The sequence below is a fragment of the Paracoccus sp. TOH genome (assembly GCF_030388245.1).
Classification (GTDB): Bacteria; Pseudomonadota; Alphaproteobacteria; order Rhodobacterales; family Rhodobacteraceae; genus Paracoccus; species Paracoccus simplex.
Map to the genome: position 1 here is coordinate 167,402 of NZ_CP098363.1, position 22,429 is coordinate 189,830.

Annotated in this window: 29 protein-coding genes and 2 pseudogenes; 10 read left to right on the top strand and 21 right to left on the bottom strand. The window is 64.9% G+C overall.

All coding sequences use genetic code 11. From position 1 onward, the window contains the following. Positions 1-73: 73 nt before the first annotated feature. Positions 74-613 (bottom strand): DUF2285 domain-containing protein, encoded by a 540-nt coding sequence (locus NBE95_RS21150; RefSeq protein ID WP_289896583.1) that lies wholly within the window; start codon positions 611-613, stop codon positions 74-76. 64 nt (positions 614-677) lie between these two features. Further along, positions 678-875: a DUF6499 domain-containing protein gene (locus NBE95_RS21155; RefSeq protein WP_289896584.1), complete on the bottom strand. Its 198-nt coding sequence runs from the start codon at positions 873-875 to the stop codon at positions 678-680. A gap of 14 nt (positions 876-889) precedes the next feature. On the opposite strand from NBE95_RS21155, the gene NBE95_RS21160 reads away from it, so the two are divergent. Next, entirely contained in the window at positions 890-1,087 is a 198-nt protein-coding gene (locus NBE95_RS21160; RefSeq protein WP_289896585.1) for a hypothetical protein, read from the top strand. Positions 1,088-1,113: 26 nt separating this feature from the next. On the opposite strand, the gene NBE95_RS21165 is transcribed toward NBE95_RS21160, so the two are convergent. From NBE95_RS21165 to NBE95_RS21180, 4 genes are all read right to left on the bottom strand, one after another. Beyond that, the gene (locus tag NBE95_RS21165; RefSeq protein WP_289896586.1) at positions 1,114-1,755 is read right to left on the bottom strand and encodes a TetR/AcrR family transcriptional regulator; all 642 of its coding nucleotides are present in this window, start codon (positions 1,753-1,755) and stop codon (positions 1,114-1,116) included. Between the two features lie 6 nt (positions 1,756-1,761). Beyond that, positions 1,762-2,166, bottom strand: a complete 405-nt coding sequence (locus NBE95_RS21170; RefSeq protein WP_289896587.1) for a DoxX family protein — start codon at positions 2,164-2,166, stop codon at positions 1,762-1,764. A gap of 188 nt (positions 2,167-2,354) precedes the next feature. Then, positions 2,355-2,606, bottom strand: a complete 252-nt coding sequence (locus NBE95_RS21175) for a conjugal transfer protein TraD (RefSeq protein ID WP_354670381.1) — start codon at positions 2,604-2,606, stop codon at positions 2,355-2,357. Position 2,607: 1 nt separating this feature from the next. After that, positions 2,608-2,934: a conjugal transfer protein TraD gene (locus NBE95_RS21180; RefSeq protein ID WP_289896588.1), complete on the bottom strand. Its 327-nt coding sequence runs from the start codon at positions 2,932-2,934 to the stop codon at positions 2,608-2,610. 181 nt (positions 2,935-3,115) lie between these two features. Here NBE95_RS21180 and traA point away from each other — a divergent pair, with 181 nt between their 5' ends. The 7 genes from traA (at position 3,116) to NBE95_RS21215 (ending at position 10,129) form a co-directional block, all read left to right on the top strand. Beyond that, positions 3,116-6,094 (top strand): Ti-type conjugative transfer relaxase TraA, encoded by a 2,979-nt coding sequence (gene traA / locus NBE95_RS21185; RefSeq protein ID WP_289896589.1) that lies wholly within the window; start codon positions 3,116-3,118, stop codon positions 6,092-6,094. A gap of 128 nt (positions 6,095-6,222) precedes the next feature. Then, positions 6,223-7,080 (top strand): hypothetical protein, encoded by an 858-nt coding sequence (locus NBE95_RS21190; protein ID WP_289896590.1) that lies wholly within the window; start codon positions 6,223-6,225, stop codon positions 7,078-7,080. A 284-nt stretch (positions 7,081-7,364) separates the two neighbouring features. Continuing rightward, positions 7,365-7,583 (top strand): AlpA family phage regulatory protein, encoded by a 219-nt coding sequence (locus tag NBE95_RS21195; RefSeq protein WP_289896591.1) that lies wholly within the window; start codon positions 7,365-7,367, stop codon positions 7,581-7,583. Continuing rightward, entirely contained in the window at positions 7,573-7,794 is a 222-nt protein-coding gene (locus NBE95_RS21200; protein ID WP_289896592.1) for a hypothetical protein, read from the top strand. The genes NBE95_RS21195 and NBE95_RS21200 overlap by 11 nt, the downstream gene beginning before the upstream one ends. Before the next feature lie 112 nt (positions 7,795-7,906). Next, positions 7,907-8,149 carry an AbrB/MazE/SpoVT family DNA-binding domain-containing protein gene (locus NBE95_RS21205; protein ID WP_289896593.1) on the top strand — a complete coding sequence of 81 codons (243 nt, stop codon included), beginning with the start codon at positions 7,907-7,909 and terminating at the stop codon, positions 8,147-8,149. Beyond that, positions 8,146-8,481, top strand: a complete 336-nt coding sequence (gene mazF / locus NBE95_RS21210) for an endoribonuclease MazF (RefSeq protein WP_289896594.1) — start codon at positions 8,146-8,148, stop codon at positions 8,479-8,481. Before NBE95_RS21205 ends, mazF begins: the two co-directional genes overlap by 4 nt. A gap of 10 nt (positions 8,482-8,491) precedes the next feature. Beyond that, positions 8,492-10,129: a recombinase family protein gene (locus NBE95_RS21215; RefSeq protein WP_289896595.1), complete on the top strand. Its 1,638-nt coding sequence runs from the start codon at positions 8,492-8,494 to the stop codon at positions 10,127-10,129. On the opposite strand, the pseudogene NBE95_RS21220 reads toward NBE95_RS21215, so the two are convergent. From NBE95_RS21220 to NBE95_RS21230, 3 genes and pseudogenes are all read right to left on the bottom strand, one after another. Then, a pseudogene (locus tag NBE95_RS21220) lies at positions 10,116-10,474 on the bottom strand (recombinase family protein); the annotation flags it as partial. The gene NBE95_RS21215 and the pseudogene NBE95_RS21220 sit on opposite strands and share 14 nt — an antisense overlap. After that, on the bottom strand, positions 10,471-10,857 hold the full coding sequence (locus NBE95_RS21225) for a helix-turn-helix domain-containing protein (RefSeq protein ID WP_289896596.1): 387 nt from the start codon (positions 10,855-10,857) through the stop codon (positions 10,471-10,473). The gene NBE95_RS21225 and the pseudogene NBE95_RS21220, both read right to left, overlap by 4 nt. Positions 10,858-10,877: 20 nt before the next feature. Then, on the bottom strand, positions 10,878-11,180 hold the full coding sequence (locus NBE95_RS21230) for a hypothetical protein (RefSeq protein ID WP_289896597.1): 303 nt from the start codon (positions 11,178-11,180) through the stop codon (positions 10,878-10,880). Positions 11,181-11,402: 222 nt separating this feature from the next. On the opposite strand from NBE95_RS21230, the gene NBE95_RS21235 reads away from it, so the two are divergent. Further along, positions 11,403-11,840 (top strand): nuclear transport factor 2 family protein, encoded by a 438-nt coding sequence (locus tag NBE95_RS21235; protein ID WP_289896598.1) that lies wholly within the window; start codon positions 11,403-11,405, stop codon positions 11,838-11,840. Between the two features lie 119 nt (positions 11,841-11,959). Here NBE95_RS21235 and NBE95_RS21240 read toward each other — a convergent pair. Continuing rightward, positions 11,960-12,165: pseudogene (locus NBE95_RS21240) on the bottom strand (DUF2274 domain-containing protein). On the opposite strand from NBE95_RS21240, the gene NBE95_RS21245 reads away from it, so the two are divergent. Then, a complete protein-coding gene (locus NBE95_RS21245; RefSeq protein ID WP_354670382.1) occupies positions 12,146-12,610 on the top strand; it encodes a putative immunity protein in 465 nt (154 codons plus the stop codon). The pseudogene NBE95_RS21240 and the gene NBE95_RS21245 overlap by 20 nt on opposite strands. Before the next feature lie 25 nt (positions 12,611-12,635). On the opposite strand, the gene NBE95_RS21250 is transcribed toward NBE95_RS21245, so the two are convergent. From NBE95_RS21250 to trbB, 11 genes are read right to left on the bottom strand one after another with little or no spacing between them, the layout of a single operon-like run. Beyond that, positions 12,636-12,872, bottom strand: coding sequence for a DUF2274 domain-containing protein (locus tag NBE95_RS21250; RefSeq protein ID WP_289896600.1), 237 nt, complete (start codon positions 12,870-12,872; stop codon positions 12,636-12,638). Between the two features lie 2 nt (positions 12,873-12,874). Beyond that, the gene (locus NBE95_RS21255) at positions 12,875-14,023 is read right to left on the bottom strand and encodes a TrbI/VirB10 family protein (protein ID WP_289896601.1); all 1,149 of its coding nucleotides are present in this window, start codon (positions 14,021-14,023) and stop codon (positions 12,875-12,877) included. Next, positions 14,020-15,021 carry a P-type conjugative transfer protein TrbG gene (gene trbG / locus NBE95_RS21260; RefSeq protein WP_289896602.1) on the bottom strand — a complete coding sequence of 334 codons (1,002 nt, stop codon included), beginning with the start codon at positions 15,019-15,021 and terminating at the stop codon, positions 14,020-14,022. Before trbG ends, NBE95_RS21255 begins: the two co-directional genes overlap by 4 nt. After that, on the bottom strand, positions 15,018-15,707 hold the full coding sequence (trbF, locus tag NBE95_RS21265; protein ID WP_289896603.1) for a conjugal transfer protein TrbF: 690 nt from the start codon (positions 15,705-15,707) through the stop codon (positions 15,018-15,020). Before trbF ends, trbG begins: the two co-directional genes overlap by 4 nt. Beyond that, positions 15,704-17,080, bottom strand: a complete 1,377-nt coding sequence (gene trbL, locus NBE95_RS21270; RefSeq protein ID WP_289896604.1) for a P-type conjugative transfer protein TrbL — start codon at positions 17,078-17,080, stop codon at positions 15,704-15,706. Before trbL ends, trbF begins: the two co-directional genes overlap by 4 nt. A 4-nt stretch (positions 17,081-17,084) precedes the next feature. Beyond that, the gene (gene trbK-alt, locus NBE95_RS21275) at positions 17,085-17,372 is read right to left on the bottom strand and encodes a putative entry exclusion protein TrbK-alt (RefSeq protein ID WP_289896605.1); all 288 of its coding nucleotides are present in this window, start codon (positions 17,370-17,372) and stop codon (positions 17,085-17,087) included. A 14-nt stretch (positions 17,373-17,386) separates the two neighbouring features. Further along, a complete protein-coding gene (gene trbJ / locus NBE95_RS21280; protein ID WP_289896606.1) occupies positions 17,387-18,166 on the bottom strand; it encodes a P-type conjugative transfer protein TrbJ in 780 nt (259 codons plus the stop codon). Then, the gene (gene trbE, locus NBE95_RS21285) at positions 18,163-20,664 is read right to left on the bottom strand and encodes a conjugal transfer protein TrbE (protein ID WP_289896607.1); all 2,502 of its coding nucleotides are present in this window, start codon (positions 20,662-20,664) and stop codon (positions 18,163-18,165) included. The genes trbJ and trbE overlap by 4 nt, the downstream gene beginning before the upstream one ends. A gap of 14 nt (positions 20,665-20,678) precedes the next feature. Further along, entirely contained in the window at positions 20,679-20,960 is a 282-nt protein-coding gene (locus tag NBE95_RS21290) for a VirB3 family type IV secretion system protein (protein ID WP_289896608.1), read from the bottom strand. Further along, on the bottom strand, positions 20,960-21,292 hold the full coding sequence (locus NBE95_RS21295) for a TrbC/VirB2 family protein (protein WP_289896609.1): 333 nt from the start codon (positions 21,290-21,292) through the stop codon (positions 20,960-20,962). The genes NBE95_RS21290 and NBE95_RS21295 overlap by 1 nt, the downstream gene beginning before the upstream one ends. Beyond that, on the bottom strand, positions 21,289-22,284 hold the full coding sequence (gene trbB / locus NBE95_RS21300; protein WP_289896610.1) for a P-type conjugative transfer ATPase TrbB: 996 nt from the start codon (positions 22,282-22,284) through the stop codon (positions 21,289-21,291). Before trbB ends, NBE95_RS21295 begins: the two co-directional genes overlap by 4 nt. Positions 22,285-22,429 lie beyond the last annotated feature (145 nt).

Here is a 22,429-nt window from a genome sequence, read left to right on the forward strand (position 1 = left end):
ACTTCCAGCATAAATCGATCACCATCCCCATTTGAGCATAGGGAAGAGGATCGGGCGCGACATACCACTTCATTCAAGGGTTGCCCATCCAGCGCTGCCCATCTGCTTTGATGGGATAGTGCAGCAGCAGCCGATAACCGCCGCGCATCATCATGGTAGCGTGGGCGACGAGGCGGCGCGTCTTGTTCTTAAGCGGATCGACTTCCCAATCCTGTTTGTTGCCGCTGAATCCAAGTAGCGCTTCGGCGATGGTGCGGTAGCTTTCGCCGTGCAGGCGGGCGTCGAGCGCACGCAGGGATAGGACGTGCCATTGGCGGAGTTGGGCGGGCATGACCCGAAACTCCGGCCCCGGCCGGCGGCCTTCGATCGAGCGCCAGAACCGCCGGGCAGCATGGGATCGCAGTTCGTAGAAGGCACCCGAAGGCAAAAACGTGCCGTAGAAGGCTGCGGTATCGGGAGCACCGCGGGGCAGCCACAATTGATGCGCGATGCCATCGGCCCGCCAGATGCCGTGCCAACCATCAGCCGCGCGGCGCAGATCGAGACCTTCGAGGTGGGCGAGCTTGATTGTCGGACCACTCGCGTCGGTTATATGCGCCACGGGCAGCAGCATGAAGGCATTCGGATGTACGCGCGGCGACCAGAGCGGAGCTTGCCGATCAGCCGCCGTGTCCGGGTCACTCGGGAAACAGCAACCCCCAGCGATGCGCAAACGATTCCAGTTGCTGCGCATCCTGTCTGCCGGTCAACGCCAATGTCTGGCAGTCATGGCGATATTCGTCGTTGCGGCGCAGATATTCCCAAGCAAAGCCGGAGGCATCAAGCTGCCAAATGTATCCGTAGGCCGCATTGTGCCACCACTCTATATGCAGCATGGCGTCACCGCTCCATGCTGCAACCTGATTGGATCAGCGACACGAGAGGAATACGCGACCGGGTATGGTCGGCATTCCCCATTGATGGTTTACCATCGGTGCTGAATGCCGCCGCTGTCACATCGCTACCCACGCTCGATTGTTCGGCGGTGCTTGACGTGAAGCCGCTGGATAAAACTGGCGTAGATCATCGTATTTTTCCTTTCCGCTGAATAGCTGCGGCTAAATAACAATCCGACTAACAGGCGCGTTTCCCATACAGCCGCATAAACAGACAAACGCCACGCTGCGCACGTTCTTCAATTTCATGCGGATTGAGAGGCGGACGAACGCGAAGGTTGATTTCGACACCGACAAAGCCAAGCCAGAGCCCTCTCAAATCTCCGGCCGCCGCATGTGGGGATTCAATAACCAGTTGCCCGGCTTCCACCGCTTTGCTGATGATCGCCGTCAATTCCGCGTAACCTCTGCCGGGACCGGCAAAGAAAAGACGTTGGGCAAGATCGGGGGATATTTCGGACGCCTCCACGATGAGTCTGTCCCAGCCGTAAAGCCGTCTTTCATTGATAAAGGTAAGGTATCGGATGCCGAACGCACGCAGCGTCGGCTCCAAAGAAAGATCGCCTCCATCATAGTCAGTCTTGTCTAAATGGATTCGTTCTGCTTCGCGGGAAAGAACGGCTTCGATCAGCGCCTGCTTGTCCAAAAAATTCGCGTAGAGCGTCGCTTTCGACACGCCTGCCTTTTCGAGCACGCTCTCTGTCGTGACGCCCATTCCGTGAGCGAGAAGAAGGTCTCTTGTGGCGTCCAGCAAGGCTTCGCGTTTGGCCGGGTCTTTTGGTCGACCGCGCGGTGTTCTGGAATTGGCTGGCGGCGGCATTGATCGTCAACCCTTAGTCAGAAGGATCGCGGCAAGCAGAAGGCCGCCAACTACAGTGATGTGCTCAAGCACGAAATGAAGCTCTTGCGTTCGGCGCGGCTGAGGAAATTTCCAAAAGGCGTGACCATAAGGAATGGTCAGCAGTGTAAACACGCCGAGCATCCCGGCACCGAACCAGCCCAAGCCACTGACATTCGTAATCAACAAGACCGATCCAACGAGTTGAAGCAGGATTGTTAGCACAGCGAAAAATTTCGGGAACGGCAATGAAACCCTCTTCATAGCCTCCACGAAGGCTGGAAAGTTCGTGATCCCTAGAATGACCTCGCTCCAAAACAGTGTCGTGAGGATGACACGCGCCACAACGAAGGTCGCCGGGTGGTCAAGCAGGGTGGAAATCAGCGGGGGCATGACAGGACTCCGTGTATGGCAGCATGTCATCCTATTTACCATACTAATCGGTCTGGTAAATATAAAACCACGTGTCATAGGAAAAATCGTGCCAGAAAGCTGTTGCGCGGCGTTGCCGCGCGATGGCGGGCGACGCTGCGATATGTGGGGTCTCCGCGTCGCCCGCCATCGGGTCTCGTCCGGTCCTGCTACGACCGCGACGTGGTGACGTTGGACGTTTCCTGTTCTGCCGCGAACGCCTCTTTCCCCATTCCGGCCCACAGGCTTCGTGCGCGTTTGCCGTCCTCGCTGTTGAGCTTGTCGGCCATCCACAGCAGCGCGCCGTAGATGGTAGCCCGGTCGTCGCCAGTCAGGTCCACGATACCCGCTTTGACGACGAGACCGCCAAGTTCGATCAGGTGCCGCGTGCGCTTGCGGCGTTCAACCTGCCATGTGCGCATCTCATACCGCGCCCGCGCCGCCTGATGCCGGTTGCGCGCCGCCCGATTGCGTTGCAGCGCCGCCAGCGCCGCGATCAGGCGCTGATGCAGTTCGCCGCGACCTGCCACGAAAGAACTCTGCCCCGCGTTTCGCCCATGCCTCCCTCGTTCCGGCATCTTTGGTTTCGGCCAGCGCGACGAGCGCACCGGCCAGTTCGTCGGCGGTGAGGCCATCGGCCCCGGTGGCGATCACCAGTTCGCCGAGTTGTTGCACTTTGCGGGTTTTCAGTTCCCGTGCCTTGTCCTCAAGCGCCTTCAGTTCCGCGTCATAGTCTCTGGGTTTCCGCATCGTCGTGTCCTTTCCCGGTCTCAAGTCATTGATGCGGTAAGGATAGTTGCTCATGGCGAGGAACGCAGTATTGTTGCCGGGACAGTCTGGCACGGGCCGGTCCATCTCGAGATTTTTTCGAGGGAGGGCGCGCTTATACGTCGTTCTGACGTGCGCTTGGCCGTGCCAATGCTGGATCGCGATGGCGATCTATCATCTTCACGTCAAGGTCATCGGCCGCAAGGCCGGGTCGAGCGCGGTGGCGTCGGCAGCCTACCGTTCGGCCTCGCGGCTGCGCGACGAACGCATCGACCGCGTGCAGGACTTTTCCGCCAAGCGCGGCGTCGTCCATTCCGAGGTGCTGTTGCCGGAGAACGCACCCGATGTTTGGTCCGACCGCGAACAGCTCTGGAACGATGTCGAGGCGTTCGAGGTCAGGAGGGATGCCCAGCTTGCCCGCGAGGTGGAGTTCGCCATTCCGCGCGAGATGACGCAGGCGCAAGGCATCGAGCTTGCCCGTGACTTCGCGCAGGCCGAGTTTGTCGATCAGGGCATGATCGCCGACTTGAATGTGCACTGGAACATAGGCGAGGACGGTATGCCCAAACCGCACGCCCACGTCATGCTCACCATGCGCGAAGTCGATGAGGTCGGGTTCGGCAAGAAGGTGCGCGACTGGAACCGCACGGAGATGGTGGAGCGTTGGCGCGAACGCTGGGCCGAGCATGTCAACGAGCGGCTGGCAGAACTCGACATTGACGCTCGCATCGACCATCGCAGCCTTGAGGCGCAGGGCATCGGGCTTGAGCCACAAAGCCAGATCGGCGCACCGGCGCAGCGGATCGAGGGCGAAGGGATCGAAGCCGCAGACCGCGCGGACATGCACCGCGAGATCGCGCGAAACAACGGCGCGCGGATCATCGCCGATCCATCGGTGGCGCTGGACGCGATCACACAACAGCAATCGACGTTCACGCGCCGCGACATGGCGATGTTTGCGCATCGGCACAGCGACGGCATCGACCAGTTCAACGAGGTCATGGGCGCGATGCGCGGTTCGCCCGATGTGGTCGAATTGGGCAAGGACGGACGCGGCGACGACAGATTCACGACGCGCGACATGATTGAGGCCGAGCAGCGCCTTCATCGCGCCGTCGAGATGATGACCGAGAGGGAACGGCACGAGGTCAACGAGAAAGACAGACTCGACGCCCTTGCCCGCGCCGAGCAGCGCGGTCTTATGCTTTCCGGCGAGCAGGCCGACGCGCTGGCGCATGTCACGGACGGGCGTGATCTTGGCATTGTCGTCGGCTATGCCGGGACGGGAAAGAGTGCCATGCTTGGCGTAGCGCGGGAGGCATGGGAAGCATCCGGTTACGAGGTTCGCGGCGTTGCCCTGTCCGGCATCGCCGCCGAGAATCTGGAAAGCGGATCGGGCATTTCTTCGCGCACCATCGCCAGCATGGAACATGGCTGGGCCAATAGCCGCGACATGCTCACGGCGCGCGATGTGCTTGTCATCGACGAGGCGGGCATGGTGGGCACGCGCCAGTTGGAGCGCGTGCTGTCCCATGCCGCCGAGGCAGGCGCAAAGGTCGTGCTGGTCGGTGATCCGCAGCAGTTGCAATCCATCGAGGCGGGAGCGGCCTTCCGTTCGATCCATGAGCGCCACGGTGGCGCGGAGATCGGCGAGGTCCGCCGCCAGCGCGAAGACTGGCAGCGCGACGCCACCCGCGATCTGGCGACGGCCAAGACCCGCGATGCGATCCATGCCTATAACCGTCACGACATGGTGCATGAGGCCGCATCCCGCGAGCAGGCGCGCGGCGATCTGATCGACCGATGGGACCGCGACCGGCAGGCATCCCCCGACAGCAGCCGTATCATCCTCACCCACACCAATGCCGAAGTGCGGGAACTCAACGAGGCCGCCCGCAACCGGATGCGGGACGCAGGCGATCTTGGCGAGGATGTGCGCGTGACGGTCGAGCGCGGAGAACGCAGCTTCGCCGCCGGAGATCGCGTCATGTTCCTGCAAAACGAGCGCGGCCTTGGCGTCAAGAACGGCACGCTCGGCACCATCGAACAGGTCAGCGCCCAGAGCATGACGGTGCAGACAGACGATGGCCGCTCTATCGCGTTCGACCTGAAAGACTATGACCGCATCGACCACGGCTATGCGGCGACCATCCACAAATCACAGGGCATGACGGTGGATCGGACGCATGTGCTGGCGACACCCGGCATGGACGCCCACGGCAGCTATGTCGCCCTGTCGCGCCACCGCGACGGCATGAACCTGCATTATGGCCGCGATGACTTTGCCAGTCAGGGCACGCTCATCAACACCCTGTCGCGCGACCGGGCGAAGGACATGGCGACGGATTACGTTCCGGCGCAGGATTATGCCGAGCGGCGCGGCATCACCTTCCGCGCCCGTGTCGCCGAGATCATGCGCAAGATCGTGCCGGAACGCCTGCGCGATGCCGTTGACGGGATGCTCGACGGGTTGCGCTCCTCCGATAACGGCGTGCCTGGCCCCGCCGCCGCGCAGCCGCCGGAAAGGGGAACAGCCGGAAAGGCGGCGGCTGAGAGGCAGGCCGGGGAAGACCCGGAGACAGCGTTGCGCCGCGCCCGTGGCCGGGCCTTCGTTCGTCATGCCCGCGCTGTGGACGCGATCTTCAAGGCGCAGGCGCAAGACATGGCCGCCACACCGGGACAGGTTCAGGAACTGCGCGAGGCCCGTGCCGAGTTTGACGAACTCCGGTCCCACGGCTCGCGCGATGCCGAGGCGGTTTACAAGAAGAACCCCGAATTTGCGGGGGCTGTCGCGTCAGGCGATCCCGACCGCGCCGCCCCTGCCAGACGCGCCCTGCAACACGAAACCGAAATGCGCGCCGATCCGCAGCGCCGCGCGGATCGCTTTGTGGAACGCTGGCAAAAGCTCGACCAGACCAGCCAGCGCCAGTATCAGGCGGGCGATATGGCCGGCTACCGATCCACGCGGGCCGAGATGGGCAACATGGCGAAAAGCCTCGAACGCGATCCGCAGATGGAATCCATCCTCGCAGGCCGCAAGAAAGACCTCGGCATCGGGATCGACTCAGGCCGCAGCCTTGGCCAGCAACTCGCCTTCAATCACGGCATCGACCTCAGCATGGGTCGGGGTCTTGGACTGTAAGTGGTGTTAGGATGGAAATATGCTGAGAGGACAGGGCTGGTGGAGCCAACGAGGTTGACATACCAATTTTTGAGCGAAAACCTTCACAAGGTATTACAGGTGTGAATATCAAAGTTGGAGGGGGGATCATGCCAGTACTGGCAGAACATAGACTGAAGGTGAAATATGAGGGCGGGTTAGCAGATCAAAATGCTCTCCCCGGTTATGACGGTGCAACATCTATTGATGGCATCACAAGGGCCGTTCATATAGTCCTGCATGCGTATATGACGGGAGAGGTAATATCTCGTGCAACTGCTCTTAAGAACGCGTCAGTACTGATAAAGCCAGCAAGACAAGGTAGCTTTATTTTTGAATTGCTAGTGCTGATTGAGGCGTATCCAGCGACTACGGGCATTGGGGCTGCGCTCGGTGCACCAATGTTGTACGATTTCATCAAGACTGCGTTTAAAAGAGCCACTGGAAGTTTGGACGCTGAACCGGAAACAACGAGCCTTCGTAAGCTATACGAACGGAAGGAACCGCCGCCGTTAAAGCGTCCGCCGGTGGATTTTGACGAATTATCCGAGGTTCTCGAAGGAAGCCTACAAGACGCGCACCGTCCAATCGGAGTCGACGGTACAGTCGGAAAAATCTCTATTGGCTCACCTAGACATGAATTGGTTGTTTTTAACGACAACACAAAAGACTGGGTTAATACTCGCGAGGAGGGAGTTGGTTTAGAAGTTGTTAGGGGGAATATCACGCGTTACAATTCTCTTTCTCGAAATTCGCGCGTGTTTGTCGATCAATTTGGGCGTGTCGTTCCCATGAGGCCGGACGCTGACTTCTCTGTCGGCGATCTTTCACTTTTAACGTGGTCGCTTCACGGAAGTAATATCGGCGCGCCGAACAAGCTCGATATGCGTGTCCGGCGCGTCAGTTCTGCTAGCGGAAGGGTGAAACGCCTACTCCTGTCCGATTGCCAGCGCGCCCCAATAGATTAACCAACGGCTTTCCTGCATAACGGCGAGGAGGTAGCTCCTCGTCAATCACAAGCGCAAACTCGGCATCGGGATCGACTCAGGCCGCAGCCTCTGCCAGCAACTCGCCTTCAACCACGGCATAGACCTCGGCATGGGTCGGGGGCTCGGACTATAGATCCATCCTATTTGCCGCCGTTTGCCGTCGATAGCCCTACTGGGCCTAACCAACTCTTGCACAACGATAAATCGTTGTTCTGTCTGGTCTCTGCAATCGTCAGAAACGACCAGCAGGAGGCAGCACGACCATGCGCCAACCAGACCGCATCATCCGCATGAAAACCGTTCAGGCCCGCACCAGCCTGTCCCGGTCCACCATCTACCGCAAGATCGCCGAGGGCACGTTTCCGGCCCAACTCAGAATCAGCACCAACGGCGCGGGCTGGCATGAATCCGACATCAATCGCTGGATCGCAAACCCTGTCGGATGGCGGCCACGCGGCGAGTTCGACTTCGATGACTTCTGATCGCGGCGACGACAAAGGGCAGAGGAGACCGGCGAACGACAATCGCCTACCCGATGGACAGGATGCCGGGCACGAGGCCGATGCAGCGGAGCGGCTGGACGCGGTGGTGCTGACCATCGCCCGGCTGATCGGCAGGCGCATGGCGCGCGAGGACTTCGAGAATGCCATGTGCGCCGCCAATGACAATGATGCGCCATCGGAAGAAGAATGATCCATGACGCCTCGCGCGCGCTCCCATCGGGGCCGGATGCTGTATCTACACTGTTGACACCAATCGCGCGGCTCACTACTGTATCGACACCATAGATACAGGAGGCAAGGCCATGCAAGTGAACATCAAAAAATGGGGCAATAGCGCCTCTGTTCGGATTCCGCATTCGGTGATGACCGCCGCCAACCTGCATGTCGATCAGGCGGTTGAGGTGCGCGAGGAAGATGGCCGGGTCGTCATAGAACCCGTCCAGAGCCTTTCCTATGATCTGGACAAGCTGTTGGCCGGCATGACGCCCGACACCTTCCATGACGAGGTGGATTTCGGCGCTCCGGTCGGCAAGGAAGTCTGGTGATGGCCGCATGGGTGCCTGACAGCGGCGACATCGTGTGGGTGAACTTCGATCCACAGGCCGGGCACGAGCAGGCAGGCCATCGCCCCGCTCTGGTGCTGTCGCCCGCCCGCTATAACGGGATGCGGGGCATGATGTTGTGCTGCCCGCTGACGACAAAGCTCAAAGGTTATCCCTTCGAGGTCGTCATCAGCCAGAACCCGCCAAGCGCTATTCTTGCCGATCAGATCAAGAACCTTGATTGGCGCGCTCGCAAGGCCAGACGCAAAGGCGAGGTAACTGCCGCCGTGCTGGCCGATGTTCGCGCCAAGCTCAAGGCATTGCTTCAAATCTAGGGAGACCGCCATGCTTCGCATTGCCCTTTACGCCCGCTATTCGTCCGAGAACCAGCGTGACGCCTCCATCGAGGACCAGTTGCGCCAGTGCCGTGAACGCGCCGAGCGCGAGGGCTGGACCGTGGTGGAGACCTATTCAGACCGGGCCATTTCCGGGTCGTCCATGTTCCGCTCGGGCATCCGGTCGCTTATGGCCGACGCGCAAGCGGGGCGCTTCGACATGGTGCTGTCCGAGGCGCTGGACCGCATCAGCCGCGATCAGGAAGACGTGGCCGCCGTGTTCAAGCGCCTGCGTTTCGCCGGCGTTTCCATCGTCACCCTGTCCGAAGGCGAGATCAACGAGCTTCATGTCGGTCTCAAGGGCACCATGAACGCCCTGTTCATCAAGGACCTTGCTATCAAGACCCATCGCGGCCAGCGCGGGCGCGTGGAGGCGGGAAAGGCGGGCAGCGGACGCGCCGCCTATGGCTACCGCACCGTTCACCAGCTCGACGCCAATGGCGAGCCGATCCGGGGCGAGCGTGCGATTGTCGAGGAAGAAGCCGAGATCGTGCGGCGCATCTTCCGCGAATACGCCAGCGGCAGAAGCCCCAAGGAGATCGCATTCCAGTTGAACCGGGAAGGTGTCCCCGGTCCCAAGAAACGCCCGTGGATCGACGCAATGATCCGGGGCAATCCCGTCGCAGCTATCGGCATCCTCAACAACGAGCTTTATGCCGGTGTCCTTGCATGGAACCGGCAGCGGTTCATCAAGAACCCCGAGACCGGCACACGCGTCTCCCGCGTGAACCCGGAAAGCGAATGGATCAGGACCGAAGTTCCGCATCTGCGGATCGTAGACGATGCACTCTGGCAGGCAGTGCGGGAGCGTCAGCGCAGCATTTCCGCCATGTTCGGCCCCAACCTCGGTACCACCCGCGAGGCGCGGGCCAAAAGGCTGCATCTGACCAACCGGCCCGTTACGCTGCTTTCCGGCCTGCTCACCTGCGGGTGCTGCGGCGGCCGCATCAGCATGGTGATGACCGACCGCTACGCCTGCCGCAACCATCTGCGTAAAGGCATCTGCGACAACGGCCGCACCATCCGCCGGGATGAGATCGAGGTGCGCGTGCTGGCGGGCCTGAAAGAGAAGCTGGTATCGTCCGAGGCGGTAGCGGAAGCCGTTCGCGCCTATGCCAAGGAAACCAACCGGCTGAACCGTGACAGGCTGGTGCAGGCGGATACGGATCAGAAGGCGCTCGCGAAGATCGAGCGCGCTATCGCGGGCATCATGGTGGCTATCGAGGACGGACTATATCAGCCGTCGATGAAGGCGCGGATGGCCGATCTTGAGCGCGATAAGGCCGAGATCGCCGCACGCATGGCGCAGGCTCCCGCCGATGTGCCGGACGTGCATCCCAACATCGCCAGTGTCTATCGCCGGAACGTGGAACGGTTCACCGAAGCCCTCAACGATCCCGATGGCGGCCGCGAGGCAGCCGAGGCGCTGCGCTCGCTCATCGGTGAGATCGTGCTGACCCCCGGCCCGAAGCGCGGCGAGGTCCATGCCGAGCTACGCGGCGAGCTTATGGGCATCCTCGCCTTCGCCACCGACCACAAGACGAAGCAGACCATCCGTATTATGCCGCCAGTAGCATCTTGTGCGTGATCGAGACCACGCGCACGCCGTTCTTGGCGAGGCGCCGATAGTAGAACTCCATGTCGAAGGCGTCGCGGAAGAAGCGCGAGAAGCTGTGAACCAGCACGATGTCGAACGGCGCGGGCTTGGACGTGCCTTCCTCGATCATCCGCTGGAACTCGGGCGGCGGTCGTTGGTCGCGGTGTTGCCGGGCTCCACGAACACGTCGACGAGCTGGTAGCCGCGCGCCGCGCAATAGGCTTCGCCCTGCTTGCGCTGGTCGGGGATCGACACGTCATGCTCGGCCTGCCGGGCGGTCGAGACGCGCAGGTAAAGGGCGGCGCGCAAGGCGACGGTGGGAGACTGGACGTTCATTTGCGGGCTCCTTTCTTGCGGCGCTCGAACAGGGGCAAGGCCAGTTCCACGCGGTCGTAATTGACCTTGGGCTCCAGCTTGCGGCTCTTGCCCTTCTCCATGCGGATCAGGCCGTAGCTCTCCATCTTCTTGAGGGTGCGCGAGACGTTGGGCGTCGCGCGTCCGGTGATCTGCGCCAGTTCCTCCAGCGAGCCGGGCTCCTGTTCGTGGACGACGCGCAATAGCGCGCGATTGCCTGCCGACAGAAGCCGGGCGAACGATTCCGTCGAGGGGAACCAGATGGTCGGGTCGCCGGGCGCGGATTTTTCCTCGCCCCTCGCGATCCGCATGGTTCTGGCCTTCATTTCATCGGGGTCGGCGATCCCGACCCTGAGTGTCGCCATGATGGAACGCACCTCTCAGATCATGGCTTATCCTTATCATCACAAGATAATATTTGCAAGTCTTTTGGCAGATCGACCGAGCCGAACATCTCGTCGAAAACATCGGCGAACCAGCGCTCGAACACCTGGATTTCCGCCTCGGTGATCGGCACCTTCTCGGGCCAGTCGTCGATGACCGGCAGCTTCTCCACGTCGAAGACGTGCGGCGGCGGGCTGCGACGCGGTTCAGGTTCGTCGGCGTAGTCGTAAAGGTCGTCGGGAAGCGCGGCCGGGGCCGGCTGTCGCGCGCGTCCCTTGCGGACGCGACGGCGGTTCGGGCGCATGGAATTCTCCGTTTTCGCCAGTGGATTTCGGGGTGCTCGACGCCCCGGATCAGGCGAAACATGGAGGGGGAACGGCGGCCTGTAGCGTGCCGCATTCGCGCCCGTGCGCTGGCGGCACCCCTAACTTTCATGGCGATGTTGGGGTAGTATGCGGACTGACAGCTTCCAGTAATCTCGGCTAGATAACGGACACTTGTGCGAACGCTGAGAATGGAGCTACGTATGACTATCTCGAAAGACGATGTGGAGCAGTTTTTTCATCGATATGCCATGTCCTTCAAGGCCGGCTTGGAGGGATCACTCGATATGGAAGCTCTCCGCTCCCTCTACTCTGCTCAGTTCATTGCCGCGGGGCCTCAAGGGGTCATGGCAGGCGACAACGATGATGCCTTCGGCGAACGTATGTCGAAAGGGTATGAACAATATCGCCAGATCGGAACAAAGGCGATGACCGTCACCGCCGTCGAGGTGCATCCAATCGACGAAACGCATTGTCTCGCCCACGTGGGCTGGAATAGCGAGTTCGAGAAGGATGGCAGGCATATCGATGTGCCGTTCACCAACACCTATCTCCTTGAGCAGAACGACGGGAAGCTGAAGGTTTTTGGTTGGATAACAGGCGATGAAGTCCAACTGCTGAAGGACAATGGGCTGATGTGACATCTTACCCAGCGCCGACCAGCGCGTCTTCGTCATGTTTTAGAGGCAGTGAATGTCTGCTTCCGGCATCGCCTGCGTTGCTGATGAACGCCTGCAATGGGGTCGGAAGCAGTCGATCGCTAACCGTGCCGAGTTGTCCGCCGGGCCTTCGCAAACCCCCGGTCCGTGGCCATGAACCGCTCCAGCATCGGCACGATCAGCCTGACGGGATCGGTGATGGGCTGGCCGCTCTCGCGGGCCAAACCTCCGCATAGGCGACCAGATCGCAATGGTGAACACTCGCCAGAACGGCTATTTTCCGTCGCATGCGAGACAGACGATACATTGCCGAACATCGCGGGGGACTGCTGTCGCAGGCGCATCACAGGTCGCTTATGCGCTGGGCATTGAATTGTGCGGAACACGTCGTGCCGCTGATGGCCGATGATCTTGACCCACGGCTCCAACACGCACTGGACATCGGCAAAAGATGGCAAGCAGCCGAGGAACCGACAGGTATCGCGCAGAAGGCTTCGGCCGCCGCTCATGCCGCCGCGAGAAGCTATGAGCATCCGGTATCAGTTGCCGTAGCTCGCTCGATTGCTCAGGCTGTTGCGACCGCCCATTTTGCGGACCACTCCCTGGTGGCCGCCAGCTATGCGTTGAGGGCTGTCAAAGCCGCAGGCGGCTCGATCGAAGACGAAACCGCCTGGCAGAATGGCGAGCTTGGCGACGACATCAGGCACCTTGTTGCGCAAAGCAGGACGCAGCGAGACAATCTGCCATCCTGAACCGTCGCTCGAAGAGGCGAAGCAACTATCCCGTCCTCGACGAGTCTGCCGCCCGCCGAGCCTTCGCAAAGCCCCGGTCCGTGGCGATGAAGCGCTCCAGCATCGGCACGATGAGCTTGACGGGATCGGCGGCGGGCTGGCCGCTCTCGCGGGCCAGGACTTCGGCGTAGGCAACCAGATCGCGGTGGAGCGGCGCGGGCAGCTCCACCGCGACCTTGACGGGCTTGTCGTCGGGCAGCGGGCCGAGTTTCAGCTTGGTCATGGTCAGCCTCCTGCCGGCCCGAACACAAGGTCGCGGGTGACGATGATCCTGACCGGGAAGCCGGGCCGGATGGTGAGCGTCGGCGCGACCTGCAACTGGCGCTGCACGATCTGCTGGCCGGCCTGATTGACGGTATCCTGCGCGCCGTCGCGGATGGCCCGGATCAGCCGGTCCTCGTCGCTGGTCGCCAGCTCGGTGCCGACCGCGAGCAGCGTGGACAGCCCTGCGGCCTTCATCAGATCCCACCAATGATAATCGACGCCATCCTCAAGGCCGGCATAGCCGCTGGCGTCCGCGCCCGGCAGGCGCTCAAGGACGATGGAACGGCCGCCCGGCAGGATCAGGCGGTTCCAGACCAGCAGCACGCGGCGCTGGCCGAAGGTCACGCCGTCATCATACTGGCCGATGATGCGCGTTCCCTGCGGGATCAGCAGCAGCGAGCCGGTCGGGCTGTCATAGACGTTCTCGGTCACTTGCGCGGTGATTTGCCCCGGTAGGTCGGAACGGATGCCGGTGATAAGCGCGGCCGGGATCACGGCCCCGGCCTGAAGGATATACGGCGAGGCCGGCGGCGTGACGCGATCCGGCGCGACGGTGCGCCGATCGACAGGCGCGGTCAGGAAGGCGGTATGCCTGTCCTGCGTGCCCGCGACGCCGGGCTGGCCGGCCAGGCCGAGACCGGCAAGGCCCGGCGCGGCGGCGCCGGAAGCGGTCGCCGTCCCCGGCGCGGTCTGGAAGAAGACGCGACTGAGGCGCGCGGCTTCTTCCTCGGCGAGACGCCGCTGTTCCTCCGGATCGACGGCGGGCGTCGTCATGACGGGCGGTGCGACCGGCTGTCCTCGGTTCTGCGCGTCGAGGATCGGCCGGCCGAGGTCGCCCGGCAGCGGCGGGCCGAGGACAGGGCCGGTATAATCGCGCGGCAGGCCGGCAAGGCCGTCCGCCGTGGGGCGGTTCTCGGTCGAATAAAGTTCCTCGCCGCCCGTGCCGCCGTCGCGGGTCTGGAGCGCATAGACCAGCGCCCCACCGATGGCGACCAGCGCGACAGCGGACACGCCCGCCAGCATCTTGCGCGACAGGCGGGTGACGCGCGGCGGCTCGGCGCGCAGCCGCATCGGCGCGGCGGTGTCGGTGGTGGTGACGGTCTCCGTCATGACGATGGCCCTCCCGTGGTTGCGCCGGCGGGCTGCGAAGCGGCCGCCCGCGTCTGCTCGATGCGGACGATGCGAACCGTCTGCTGGCGGTCGCCGCCGCCAAGGCGCAGCTCGGCCGCGCCGAACAGGCGGTCCACGATCAGGATGTTCTGGTGGATGCGGCTGTTGACGATCTGCGGCTCGCCGTCCGAGCCGAGCACGAAGATCGGCGGCATCTCGCCCTGAACGATGCCGCGCGGGAAGACGACATAGACGCGGCGGCCGTCGTCGAAGACGGAGATGGGCCGCCATGGCGGACTGTCGCCGGTCAGGCCGTAGCGATAGTTGCGCGCTGCCTCGGCCGGGATGACGGGCGCGGCCGGAACGGTCTGGCGCTGGCCGGCCGGCGGCGCGGGATAGGCCCATGCGACAGCGGGCATGTAGAGCGCGTCGCGGGCGCGCAGCTCGACCATGTAGATGCGCCGGTCGGTGGTGATGACGAGATTGGTGGAGATGTCCGGCCGGGTCGGCTTCACCAGCACATGCACGCGCCGGGTCGCGCCCGATCCGCTCTCGGTGTCGCCGATGATCCAGCGGGCGGTGTCGCCGGCCGCGATCGGTCCCGCGCCGGTCAGGCTCTCGCCGGGCTCCAGCGCGATCGTCGTGATCTGCCCGACTGCGGCATAGACCTGATAGAGCGCGCCTTCGCTCCACGGGTAAATCTGGATGGCGTTGTGGTAGCCTTCGCGGCGCGGCTCGATGCGGGCTGCGGCGTTGGCGTTCTCGACGCGGCCGACCGGCGTGCCTGCGGCCTGTCCGCCGCGCGCCACGTTCCAGGCCGGCGGAACGTGCAGCGGCCGGGGCCGGTCGTCGGTGACGGCCGCCTGCGTCACCGGCAAGGGCGGCACGTCGGCGTCGTAGCTGAACTGCGGCGGCCGGTTGGTGGCGCATCCGGCGAGCATGGTCGCCGAGAGAAGCAAAGCCGCGAGTGCGGGCTTGTGGAGGGGCGCATGGGTCATTGGCTCATCTCCCGCGACCAGTTGATGGCGTTGACGTAGATGCCGAGCGGATTGACGCGCAGGCGCTCGGTGTCGCGCGGCGTCTGGATCACGATGGTCAGGATCGCGGTCCAGCGCTCGGTGCGGGAGAGCTGGCCGTTCTCGTAGTGGCGCTCGGTCCAGGCGACGCGGAAGCTGTCGGGCGATGCCCGGATGACGCTGGACACCTCGACGGCGACCTGTTGCCGCCCGACCTTCGTGAACGGGTCGTTGGCGCGGGCATGGTCGTTGAGCGCCGCCGCGCCGCGATCCGTGGTCCACTCATAAGCCCTCAACCAGTTCTGGCGGACGATGATGGCGTCGGACGGGATCGCGCGGACCTGCTCGATGAAGCGGCCGAGATGCCATGCGATCTGCGGGTCGGTCGGGCGATAGTCGGCGACGGCCGGCGCGACCGCCTGCGCCTGGCCGAGGCGATCGACCTGCACCACCCAGGGCACGACGGTCCCGCGCGCCGACTGCAAGACGAGCGCGGATGCGAAGCCGGCGGAGAGGATCAGGCTGCCGAAGGCCATGAAGCGCCAGTTGCGGGCCTGCACGCGGGACGAGCCGATGCGCTCGTCCCAGACCTGCGCGGCCTTCTGATAGGGCGTCTCGGGTTCGGGCGATTTGCCGTAATGGGTTGCGGGTCGTTTGAAGAGGCTCATGAGCGGTCGCTTTCTGAAAGGTTGACGGAGGAGCCGGAGCCATGGCTGTCGCCGGAGCGCACTGCGTGGGCGGCCATGGTGGTGCCGTGGCTGAGGGATCGGGAATGCTGCATCCGCTGCGCCCAGGCGGGCGGCGTGCCTGCGACCGAGGCGGACGGTGCGGCGGCGGGAGCGGCGCTCGCGCCGCCGACCGTGCCCATTGAGGAGGTGCCGCCACCGGCGGCGAAGCCCGCGCGTGCGCCGTCGCTGAAGCTGGATTTGACCGATTGGGCGGCGTTTGAGGCGGCGCGCTTGAGGGGCGATATGGCGGCGGAGCCTGCGGAGCGGGCGACACCGCCCAGGCCGGAGGCGACGCCGGCCGCGCCGGACTGGCCGAGCGAGCCGACGCTGTAGGCGGCGCTCGCCGCGCCGGCAGCGGCAGCGCCCCCGCGGACGGCCGCGGCTCCGCCCGACAGGGCGGCCGCGCCACCCTTGGCGGCCAGCATCGCGCCGCCGCCAGCGGCAGCACCGCCGGCGAGCACCATGCCGCCTGCGGCGAGGCCCGTGCCCACGGCCGCGCCTGCGCCGAGCTGCGGCCCGCCGGAGACGATGCCGTTGGCGATGCCGGGGCCGAAGATGCCGAGGCCGAGCAGCGACAGCGCGGCGAGCACGATGGCCATGGCGTCGTCGATGCTGGGCGTCTGGCCGCCGAAGCCGGCGGTGAACTGGCTGAACAGGGTCGAGCCGATGCCGATGATGACGGCGAGCACCAGAACCTTGATGCCGGACGAGATGACGTTGCCAAGCACGCGCTCGGCCATGAACGCCGTCTTGCCGAACAGGCCGAAGGGGATCAGCACGAAGCCGGCGAGCGTCGTCAGCTTGAACTCGATCAGCGTCACGAAAAGCTGGATCGCCAGAATGAAGAAGGCCAGCACGACCAGCGCCCAGGCGAACAGCAGGCAAGCGATCTGGATGAAGTTCTCGAAGAAGGCGATCCAGCCCATCAGGTCGGAAATGGAGTCGAGCAGCGGGCGGCCGGCGTCGAGGCCGGTCTGCGCGACGCGGCCCGGCCGCATCAGATCCTCGACGGAGAAGCCGGTGCCGGACGCCATCAGGCCGAGGCCGGCGAAGCTCTCGAAGACGATGCGCGCGAGGTTGTTCCAGTTGGAGATGATGTAGGCGAAGACGCCGACGAACAGGGTCTTCTTGACCAGCCGCGCCATGATGTCGTCGTCGGCGCCCCAACTCCAGAACAGCGCGGCGAGCGTCACGTCGATCACGATCAACGTCGTGGCGATGAACGCGACCTCGCCGCCGAGCAGGCCGAAGCCTGAGTCGATGTAGCGGGTGAAGACCCCAAGGAAATTGTCGATGACGCCGGTATTGCCCATGTGCCTACCGCCCTTCGCTGGACTGCGGCGCGGCGGGCGCGGACGTGCGGCCCAGGAAGCGGTCGCGGGTCTCGGCCCAGACGCGCAGGCATTCGGCGTCGTTCGCGGCGGCCTCGCCGAGCCGCTGGCAGCGGCGCTGGCCTTCGCGCAGCGGATCGGGCGGCGGCTGGAGGGCCGGCGCGGCGGGCGGCGCGGAAGGTTCGTCCTTCCGCGCCATGTCGATTGCGGTCGCCGTCACGGCGATGGCGACGAACACCACGGCCCCGAGCCGGGCCAGCATCTTGCCGTCCATGGCGACCCCTCCCGTCAGTTGCTGCCGTTGTTGAACATCCGCGCGTTGCCCGGCTGGTAGCCGGCGCCCGGCGTCAGGAAGCGGCGGCGCTGCTCGCGCCCCTGCTCGGCCGCCGTGGCGCGCTCCGCCTCGGTCAGCGCGTCGGCGCGGCCGTTCGCCGACATGAGCGCGATCAGGTCGGAAAGCTGCTGCGACTGGAGGGCGAGAAGCTGGTTGCCGGCCTGGGTGGCTTGCAGCGCGCCGGTCGCACCCTGGCTCTGGCCGACGAGCGCGGCCATCTCGGCGCGGTTGGTCTCGATGTTGCCGACGACGCCGGCCTGCACGCGCATGGCGTCCTGCAAGCCGCCGACCGTGTTCTCCCAGCGCGAGCGCGCGTCGGTGACAAGCTGCCGGTCGGTGGCCGAGAGCGAGACGTTGCCGTATTGCTGCTGGAACGCCTGATCGATCTGGCCGACCTCGAAGGCGATGTTCTGCGCCTGGCCGAGAAGCTGTTGCGTGCGCTGGACGCTCCGCTGAATCTGCTGGAGCGAGGAATGCGGCAGGCTCGCGAGATTGCGGGCCTGGTTGATGAGCATCTGCGCCTCGTTCTGGAGCGAGGTGATCTGGTTGTTGATCTGCTCCAGCGTGCGCGCGGCGGTCAGGACGTTTTGCGCATAGTTGGACGGGTCGTAAACGATCCGGCCGAAGAACTGGGCGTGGGCCGGCGCTGCCGCCATCGGCGAAAGCGCGACAGGCACGGCGAGGATCGCCGCCGCGACCAGTGCGGCGCGAGGGGTCGAGGATCGGATAATCATGGTGTGGTCTCCTTCTCAGGCTGGGGGGTGATGTTGGTGAGGTCGGGGATCAGCTCGGCCGCCCAATCGACGCCGCGCTCGCGGAGCCACGCGGCAAGGAAGCCGTCGCGGCCGTGCTCGGCGACGAGTTCGGCGATGCGGGTCTGATCGGATTTGGCGGAGGCGGCGCAGAGCGCGAGGCCGACTTCGGACAGGCCCAGCTCGAACAGCCGGTTGCCGCGCCGCGACTGGCAGTAATAGTCGCGCTTCGGCGTGGCCCTCGCCAAAATCTCGATCTGGCGATCGTTCAGGCCGAAGCGGCGATAGATGGCGGTGATCTGTGGTTCGATGGCCCGCTCGTTCGGCAGCAGGAGCCGCGTCGGGCAGCTCTCGATGATCGCGGGCGCGATGTTGCTGCCGTCGATGTCGCTCAGGCTTTGCGTGGCGAAGATCACGCTGGCGTTCTTCTTGCGCAGCGTCTTCAGCCATTCGCGGAGCTGGCCGGCGAACCCCTCGTCGTCGAGCGCAAGCCAGCCCTCGTCGATGATGAGCAGCGTCGGGCGGCCGTCGAGCCGGTCGCCGATGCGGTGGAACAGGTAGGCGAGCACGGCCGGAGCCGCGCCGGTGCCGACCAGCCCCTCGATCTCGAACGCCTGCACGTCCGACGTGCCGAGATGTTCGCTCTCGGCGTCGAGCAGCCGGCCATAGGCCCCGCCGACGCAATAGGGCCGAAGGGCTTGCTTGAGGTCGTTGGATTGCAGGAGGACCGAAAGGCCGGTGATGGTGCGTTCCCCGACCGGGGCGGAGGCCAGCGAGGTCAGCGCCGTCCAGATGTGCTCCTTTACCTCGGGCGTGATGGCGACGCCCTCGCGCATGAGGATGGCGACGATCCAGTCGGCCGCCCAGGCGCGCTCGTAGGTGTCGTGGACGCGGGCGAGCGGTTGCAGCGCGACGCCATCGTAGAGCGGGTCGAGCGCGGCCAGCGCCCGCTCGATAGGATCCACCGGCGGCGCGGCGGCGCTGTTGCCGCCGAGGTCGTGCCAGTCGCCGCCCATGGCGAGCGCGGCGGCGCGGATCGAGCCGCCGAAGTCGAAGGCGAAGACCTGCGCGCGCGCATAGCGCCGGAACTGGAGCGCCATGAGCGCCAGCAGCACGGACTTGCCCGCGCCGGTCGGGCCGACGACGAGGGTGTGGCCGACATCGCCGACATGGAGGGATAACCGGAACGGGGTCGAGCCTTCGGTCTGTGCATAAAGCAGAGGGGGGCTACCGAAATGCTCGTCCCGTTCCGGCCCCGCCCACACCGCCGAAAGCGGGATCATGTGGGCGAGATTCAAGGTGCTGATGGGCGGCTGGCGGACGTTCGCGTAGGCGTGTCCGGGCAGCGAGCCGAGCCACGCATCCACCGCGTTGACGCTCTCGGCCATGGCGGTGAAGTCGCGGCCCTGGATGACCTTCTCGACCAGCCGCAGCTTCTCGTCGGCGATGCGCGGGTCGGCATCCCAGACGGTGACGGTCGCGGTGACATAGGCCATGCCCGCCACGTCCGCGCCGAGTTCCTGCAGGGCCATGTCGGCGTCGAGCGCCTTGTTGGCGGCGTCGGTGTCCACGAGCGCGGATTGCTCGTTGGTCATCACCTCTTTGAGGATCGCCGCGATCGACTTGCGCTTGGCGAACCATTGCCGCCTGATCTTGGTGAGCAGCCGGGTCGCGTCCGTCTTGTCGAGCAGGATCGCGCGGGTGCTCCAGCGATACGGGAACGGCAGCCGGTTCATCTCGTCGAGCAGGCCGGGCGTCGTCGCGGTCGGGAAGCCGACGATGGTCAGCACGCGCAGATGCGCGCCGCCAAGGCGTGGCTCCAGCCCGCCGGTCAGCGGCTGGTCGGCGAGCAGCGCGTCGAGGTGCATCGGCACTTCGGGCACGCGCACGCGATGCCGGTTCGTTGAAACCGTCGAATGCAGGTAGGTCAGGGTCTCGCCGTCATCGAGCCAGCGGCATTCGGGCATGAAGCCGTCGAGCAGCGCCAGCACGCGGTCGGTGCGATCGGCGAAGCCGCGCAGGGCTTCCCAGGGATCGACGCCGGATTGCTCGCGGCCCTCGTAGAGCCAGGTTTCGGCGCGGGCGGCTTCCTCGGCCGGCGGCAGATAGAGGAAGGTCAGGAAGCAGCCCGACACGAAATGCGTGCCGGCTTCCTCGAACCCGGCCTTGCGCTCGGCATCGACCAGCGCCGACGCGGGATCGGGAAAGGTGCTGTCGGGATAGGTCGCGGCCTCGCTGCGCTGCGCCTCGACGAAGATGCTCCAGCCCGAGCCCAGACGGCGCACGGCGTTGTTGATGCGGCCGGCGACGGCGACCAGCTCGGCCGCAACGGCGGAATCCAGATCGGGACCGCGAAACTTCGCCGTCCTCTGGAAAGAGCCGTCCTTGTTCAAGACGACGCCGGAGCCGACCAGCGCGGCCCAGGGCAGATAGTCTGCCAGCCGGGCGGCGGTGCGGCGGTATTCAGCAAGGTTCATCATGGATGCGTCTCCCCTCAGACCGCCAGAAAAGCCGGGATGCGCAGATGCCGCCGCCCGACCTCGACGAAGAGCGGGTCGCGCTTGGCCGCCCACACGGCCGCGAAATGGCCGATGGCCCAGATGGCGAGGCCGACCAGCCAGAGGCGCAGGCCGAGGCCCACGGCCCCGGCCAGCGTGCCGTTCATGATGGCGATGGCGCGCGGCGCGCCGCCGAGCAGGATGTGCTCGGTCAGCGCCCGGTGGACCGGCACGGTGAAGCCCGGCACCGCGTCGAGCTGTTCGAGGCCGACCGCCATCAAACGAGCGCCCCGCCGCCGAACGAGAAGAACGACAGGAAGAACGAGCTTGCCGCGAAGGCGATGGACAGGCCGAACACGATCTGGATCAGGCGACGGAAGCCGCCGCTGGTGTCGCCGAAGGCCAGCGTCAGGCCGGTCACGATGATGATGATGACGGCGATGATCTTGGCGACCGGCCCTTCGATCGACTGGAGGATTTGCTGAAGCGGCTGCTCCCACGGCATCGACGATCCCGACGCATGGGCGGCCGGGGCGAGCATGAGGCTGATAGCGAGAGCGGACGTGGCTGTCGCGGCGAAGCGATAGCCGCGCGTAAGGGTGCGGATCATTCGGGTTCTCCTGTGCTGGTGGGGATTGCCAATGGGCTGGGATGAGTGATGCGGTAGTCGCCGTCCGGCCCCAGCCCCTCGACGCGGGCGAGTTCGGCCAGCCGGCGCGCGGAGCCGCGCCCGGACAGGACGGCCACGAGGTCGATGGTCTCGGCGATCAGCGCGCGCGGGACGGTGACGACAGCCTCTTGAATGAGCTGTTCAAGGCGGCGCAGCGCGCCGATGCCGGAACCGGCATGGATGGTGCCGATCCCGCCCGGATGCCCGGTGCCCCATGCTTTCAGAAGGTCAAGGGCTTCCGCGCCGCGCACCTCGCCGATGGGAATGCGGTCGGGGCGCAGGCGCAGCGACGAGCGGACCAGATCGGAGAGCGTCGCCACGCCGTCCTTGGTCCGCATGGCGACAAGGTTGGGCGCGGCGCATTGCAGCTCGCGCGTATCCTCGATGATGACGACGCGATCCGCCGTCTTCGCCACCTCGGCGAGCAGCGCGTTGGTCAATGTGGTCTTGCCGGTGCTGGTGCCGCCCGCCACGAGCATGTTTGCGCGGGAGGAAACGGCCGCGCGTAACGTCGCGGCCTGATCGGTGGACATGATCCCCGCCGCCACATAGTCGTCTAGGCTGAACACGGCGACGGCGGGCTTGCGGATGGCGAAGGCCGGGGCGGCGACCACGGGCGGCAGCAGGCCCTCGAATCTTTCGCCCGACTCCGGCAGCTCGGCCGAGACGCGCGGGCTGCGGGCATGAACCTCCGCGCCGACATGATGCGCGACCAGCCGAACGATACGTTCGCCATCGGCAGCGGACAGGCGCTCGCCCGTGTCGGAAAGCCCTTCGGATAGGCGGTCGATCCACAACCGCCCGTCCGGGTTCAGCATCACCTCGACCACGGCCGGGTCTTCGAGGAAGCGCGCGATGGCGGGGCCGAGCGCGGTGCGTAGCATGCGCGCGCCGCGCTGGAGCGCTTCCGGTCTGTGGTGGTTGGCGGTCATGTCAGCCCCGATTCCTCATGGGGCGCGACAGACGGTCCCCGTAACGGGGTCGATTAAAAGAGCCCCAAATCGGGCCGGTTCAACAAGTATCTAGCTGCGTGCGGGCATCGGCGGTGATCGACGGCAAATAGGACGGGTCTGAAAA

Bases quoted from the DNA above. Each gene is read 5' to 3' on its own strand.
- NBE95_RS21150 (WP_289896583.1), bottom strand. From the start codon at position 613: ATGCTGCTGCCCGTGGCGCATATAACCGACGCGAGTGGTCCGACAATC.
- NBE95_RS21155 (WP_289896584.1), bottom strand. From the start codon at position 875: ATGCTGCATATAGAGTGGTGGCACAATGCGGCCTACGGATACATTTGG.
- NBE95_RS21160 (WP_289896585.1), top strand. From the start codon at position 890: ATGCTGCAACCTGATTGGATCAGCGACACGAGAGGAATACGCGACCGG.
- NBE95_RS21165 (WP_289896586.1), bottom strand. From the start codon at position 1,755: ATGCCGCCGCCAGCCAATTCCAGAACACCGCGCGGTCGACCAAAAGAC.
- NBE95_RS21170 (WP_289896587.1), bottom strand. From the start codon at position 2,166: ATGCCCCCGCTGATTTCCACCCTGCTTGACCACCCGGCGACCTTCGTT.
- NBE95_RS21175 (WP_354670381.1), bottom strand. From the start codon at position 2,606: ATGCGCACATGGCAGGTTGAACGCCGCAAGCGCACGCGGCACCTGATC.
- NBE95_RS21180 (WP_289896588.1), bottom strand. From the start codon at position 2,934: ATGCGGAAACCCAGAGACTATGACGCGGAACTGAAGGCGCTTGAGGAC.
- traA (WP_289896589.1), top strand. From the start codon at position 3,116: ATGGCGATCTATCATCTTCACGTCAAGGTCATCGGCCGCAAGGCCGGG.
- NBE95_RS21190 (WP_289896590.1), top strand. From the start codon at position 6,223: ATGCCAGTACTGGCAGAACATAGACTGAAGGTGAAATATGAGGGCGGG.
- NBE95_RS21195 (WP_289896591.1), top strand. From the start codon at position 7,365: ATGCGCCAACCAGACCGCATCATCCGCATGAAAACCGTTCAGGCCCGC.
- NBE95_RS21200 (WP_289896592.1), top strand. From the start codon at position 7,573: ATGACTTCTGATCGCGGCGACGACAAAGGGCAGAGGAGACCGGCGAAC.
- NBE95_RS21205 (WP_289896593.1), top strand. From the start codon at position 7,907: ATGCAAGTGAACATCAAAAAATGGGGCAATAGCGCCTCTGTTCGGATT.
- NBE95_RS21215 (WP_289896595.1), top strand. From the start codon at position 8,492: ATGCTTCGCATTGCCCTTTACGCCCGCTATTCGTCCGAGAACCAGCGT.
- NBE95_RS21225 (WP_289896596.1), bottom strand. From the start codon at position 10,857: ATGGCGACACTCAGGGTCGGGATCGCCGACCCCGATGAAATGAAGGCC.
- NBE95_RS21230 (WP_289896597.1), bottom strand. From the start codon at position 11,180: ATGCGCCCGAACCGCCGTCGCGTCCGCAAGGGACGCGCGCGACAGCCG.
- NBE95_RS21235 (WP_289896598.1), top strand. From the start codon at position 11,403: ATGACTATCTCGAAAGACGATGTGGAGCAGTTTTTTCATCGATATGCC.
- NBE95_RS21245 (WP_354670382.1), top strand. From the start codon at position 12,146: ATGCGAGACAGACGATACATTGCCGAACATCGCGGGGGACTGCTGTCG.
- NBE95_RS21250 (WP_289896600.1), bottom strand. From the start codon at position 12,872: ATGACCAAGCTGAAACTCGGCCCGCTGCCCGACGACAAGCCCGTCAAG.
- NBE95_RS21255 (WP_289896601.1), bottom strand. From the start codon at position 14,023: ATGACGGAGACCGTCACCACCACCGACACCGCCGCGCCGATGCGGCTG.
- trbG (WP_289896602.1), bottom strand. From the start codon at position 15,021: ATGACCCATGCGCCCCTCCACAAGCCCGCACTCGCGGCTTTGCTTCTC.
- trbF (WP_289896603.1), bottom strand. From the start codon at position 15,707: ATGAGCCTCTTCAAACGACCCGCAACCCATTACGGCAAATCGCCCGAA.
- trbL (WP_289896604.1), bottom strand. From the start codon at position 17,080: ATGGGCAATACCGGCGTCATCGACAATTTCCTTGGGGTCTTCACCCGC.
- trbK-alt (WP_289896605.1), bottom strand. From the start codon at position 17,372: ATGGACGGCAAGATGCTGGCCCGGCTCGGGGCCGTGGTGTTCGTCGCC.
- trbJ (WP_289896606.1), bottom strand. From the start codon at position 18,166: ATGATTATCCGATCCTCGACCCCTCGCGCCGCACTGGTCGCGGCGGCG.
- trbE (WP_289896607.1), bottom strand. From the start codon at position 20,664: ATGATGAACCTTGCTGAATACCGCCGCACCGCCGCCCGGCTGGCAGAC.
- NBE95_RS21290 (WP_289896608.1), bottom strand. From the start codon at position 20,960: ATGGCGGTCGGCCTCGAACAGCTCGACGCGGTGCCGGGCTTCACCGTG.
- NBE95_RS21295 (WP_289896609.1), bottom strand. From the start codon at position 21,292: ATGATCCGCACCCTTACGCGCGGCTATCGCTTCGCCGCGACAGCCACG.
- trbB (WP_289896610.1), bottom strand. From the start codon at position 22,284: ATGACCGCCAACCACCACAGACCGGAAGCGCTCCAGCGCGGCGCGCGC.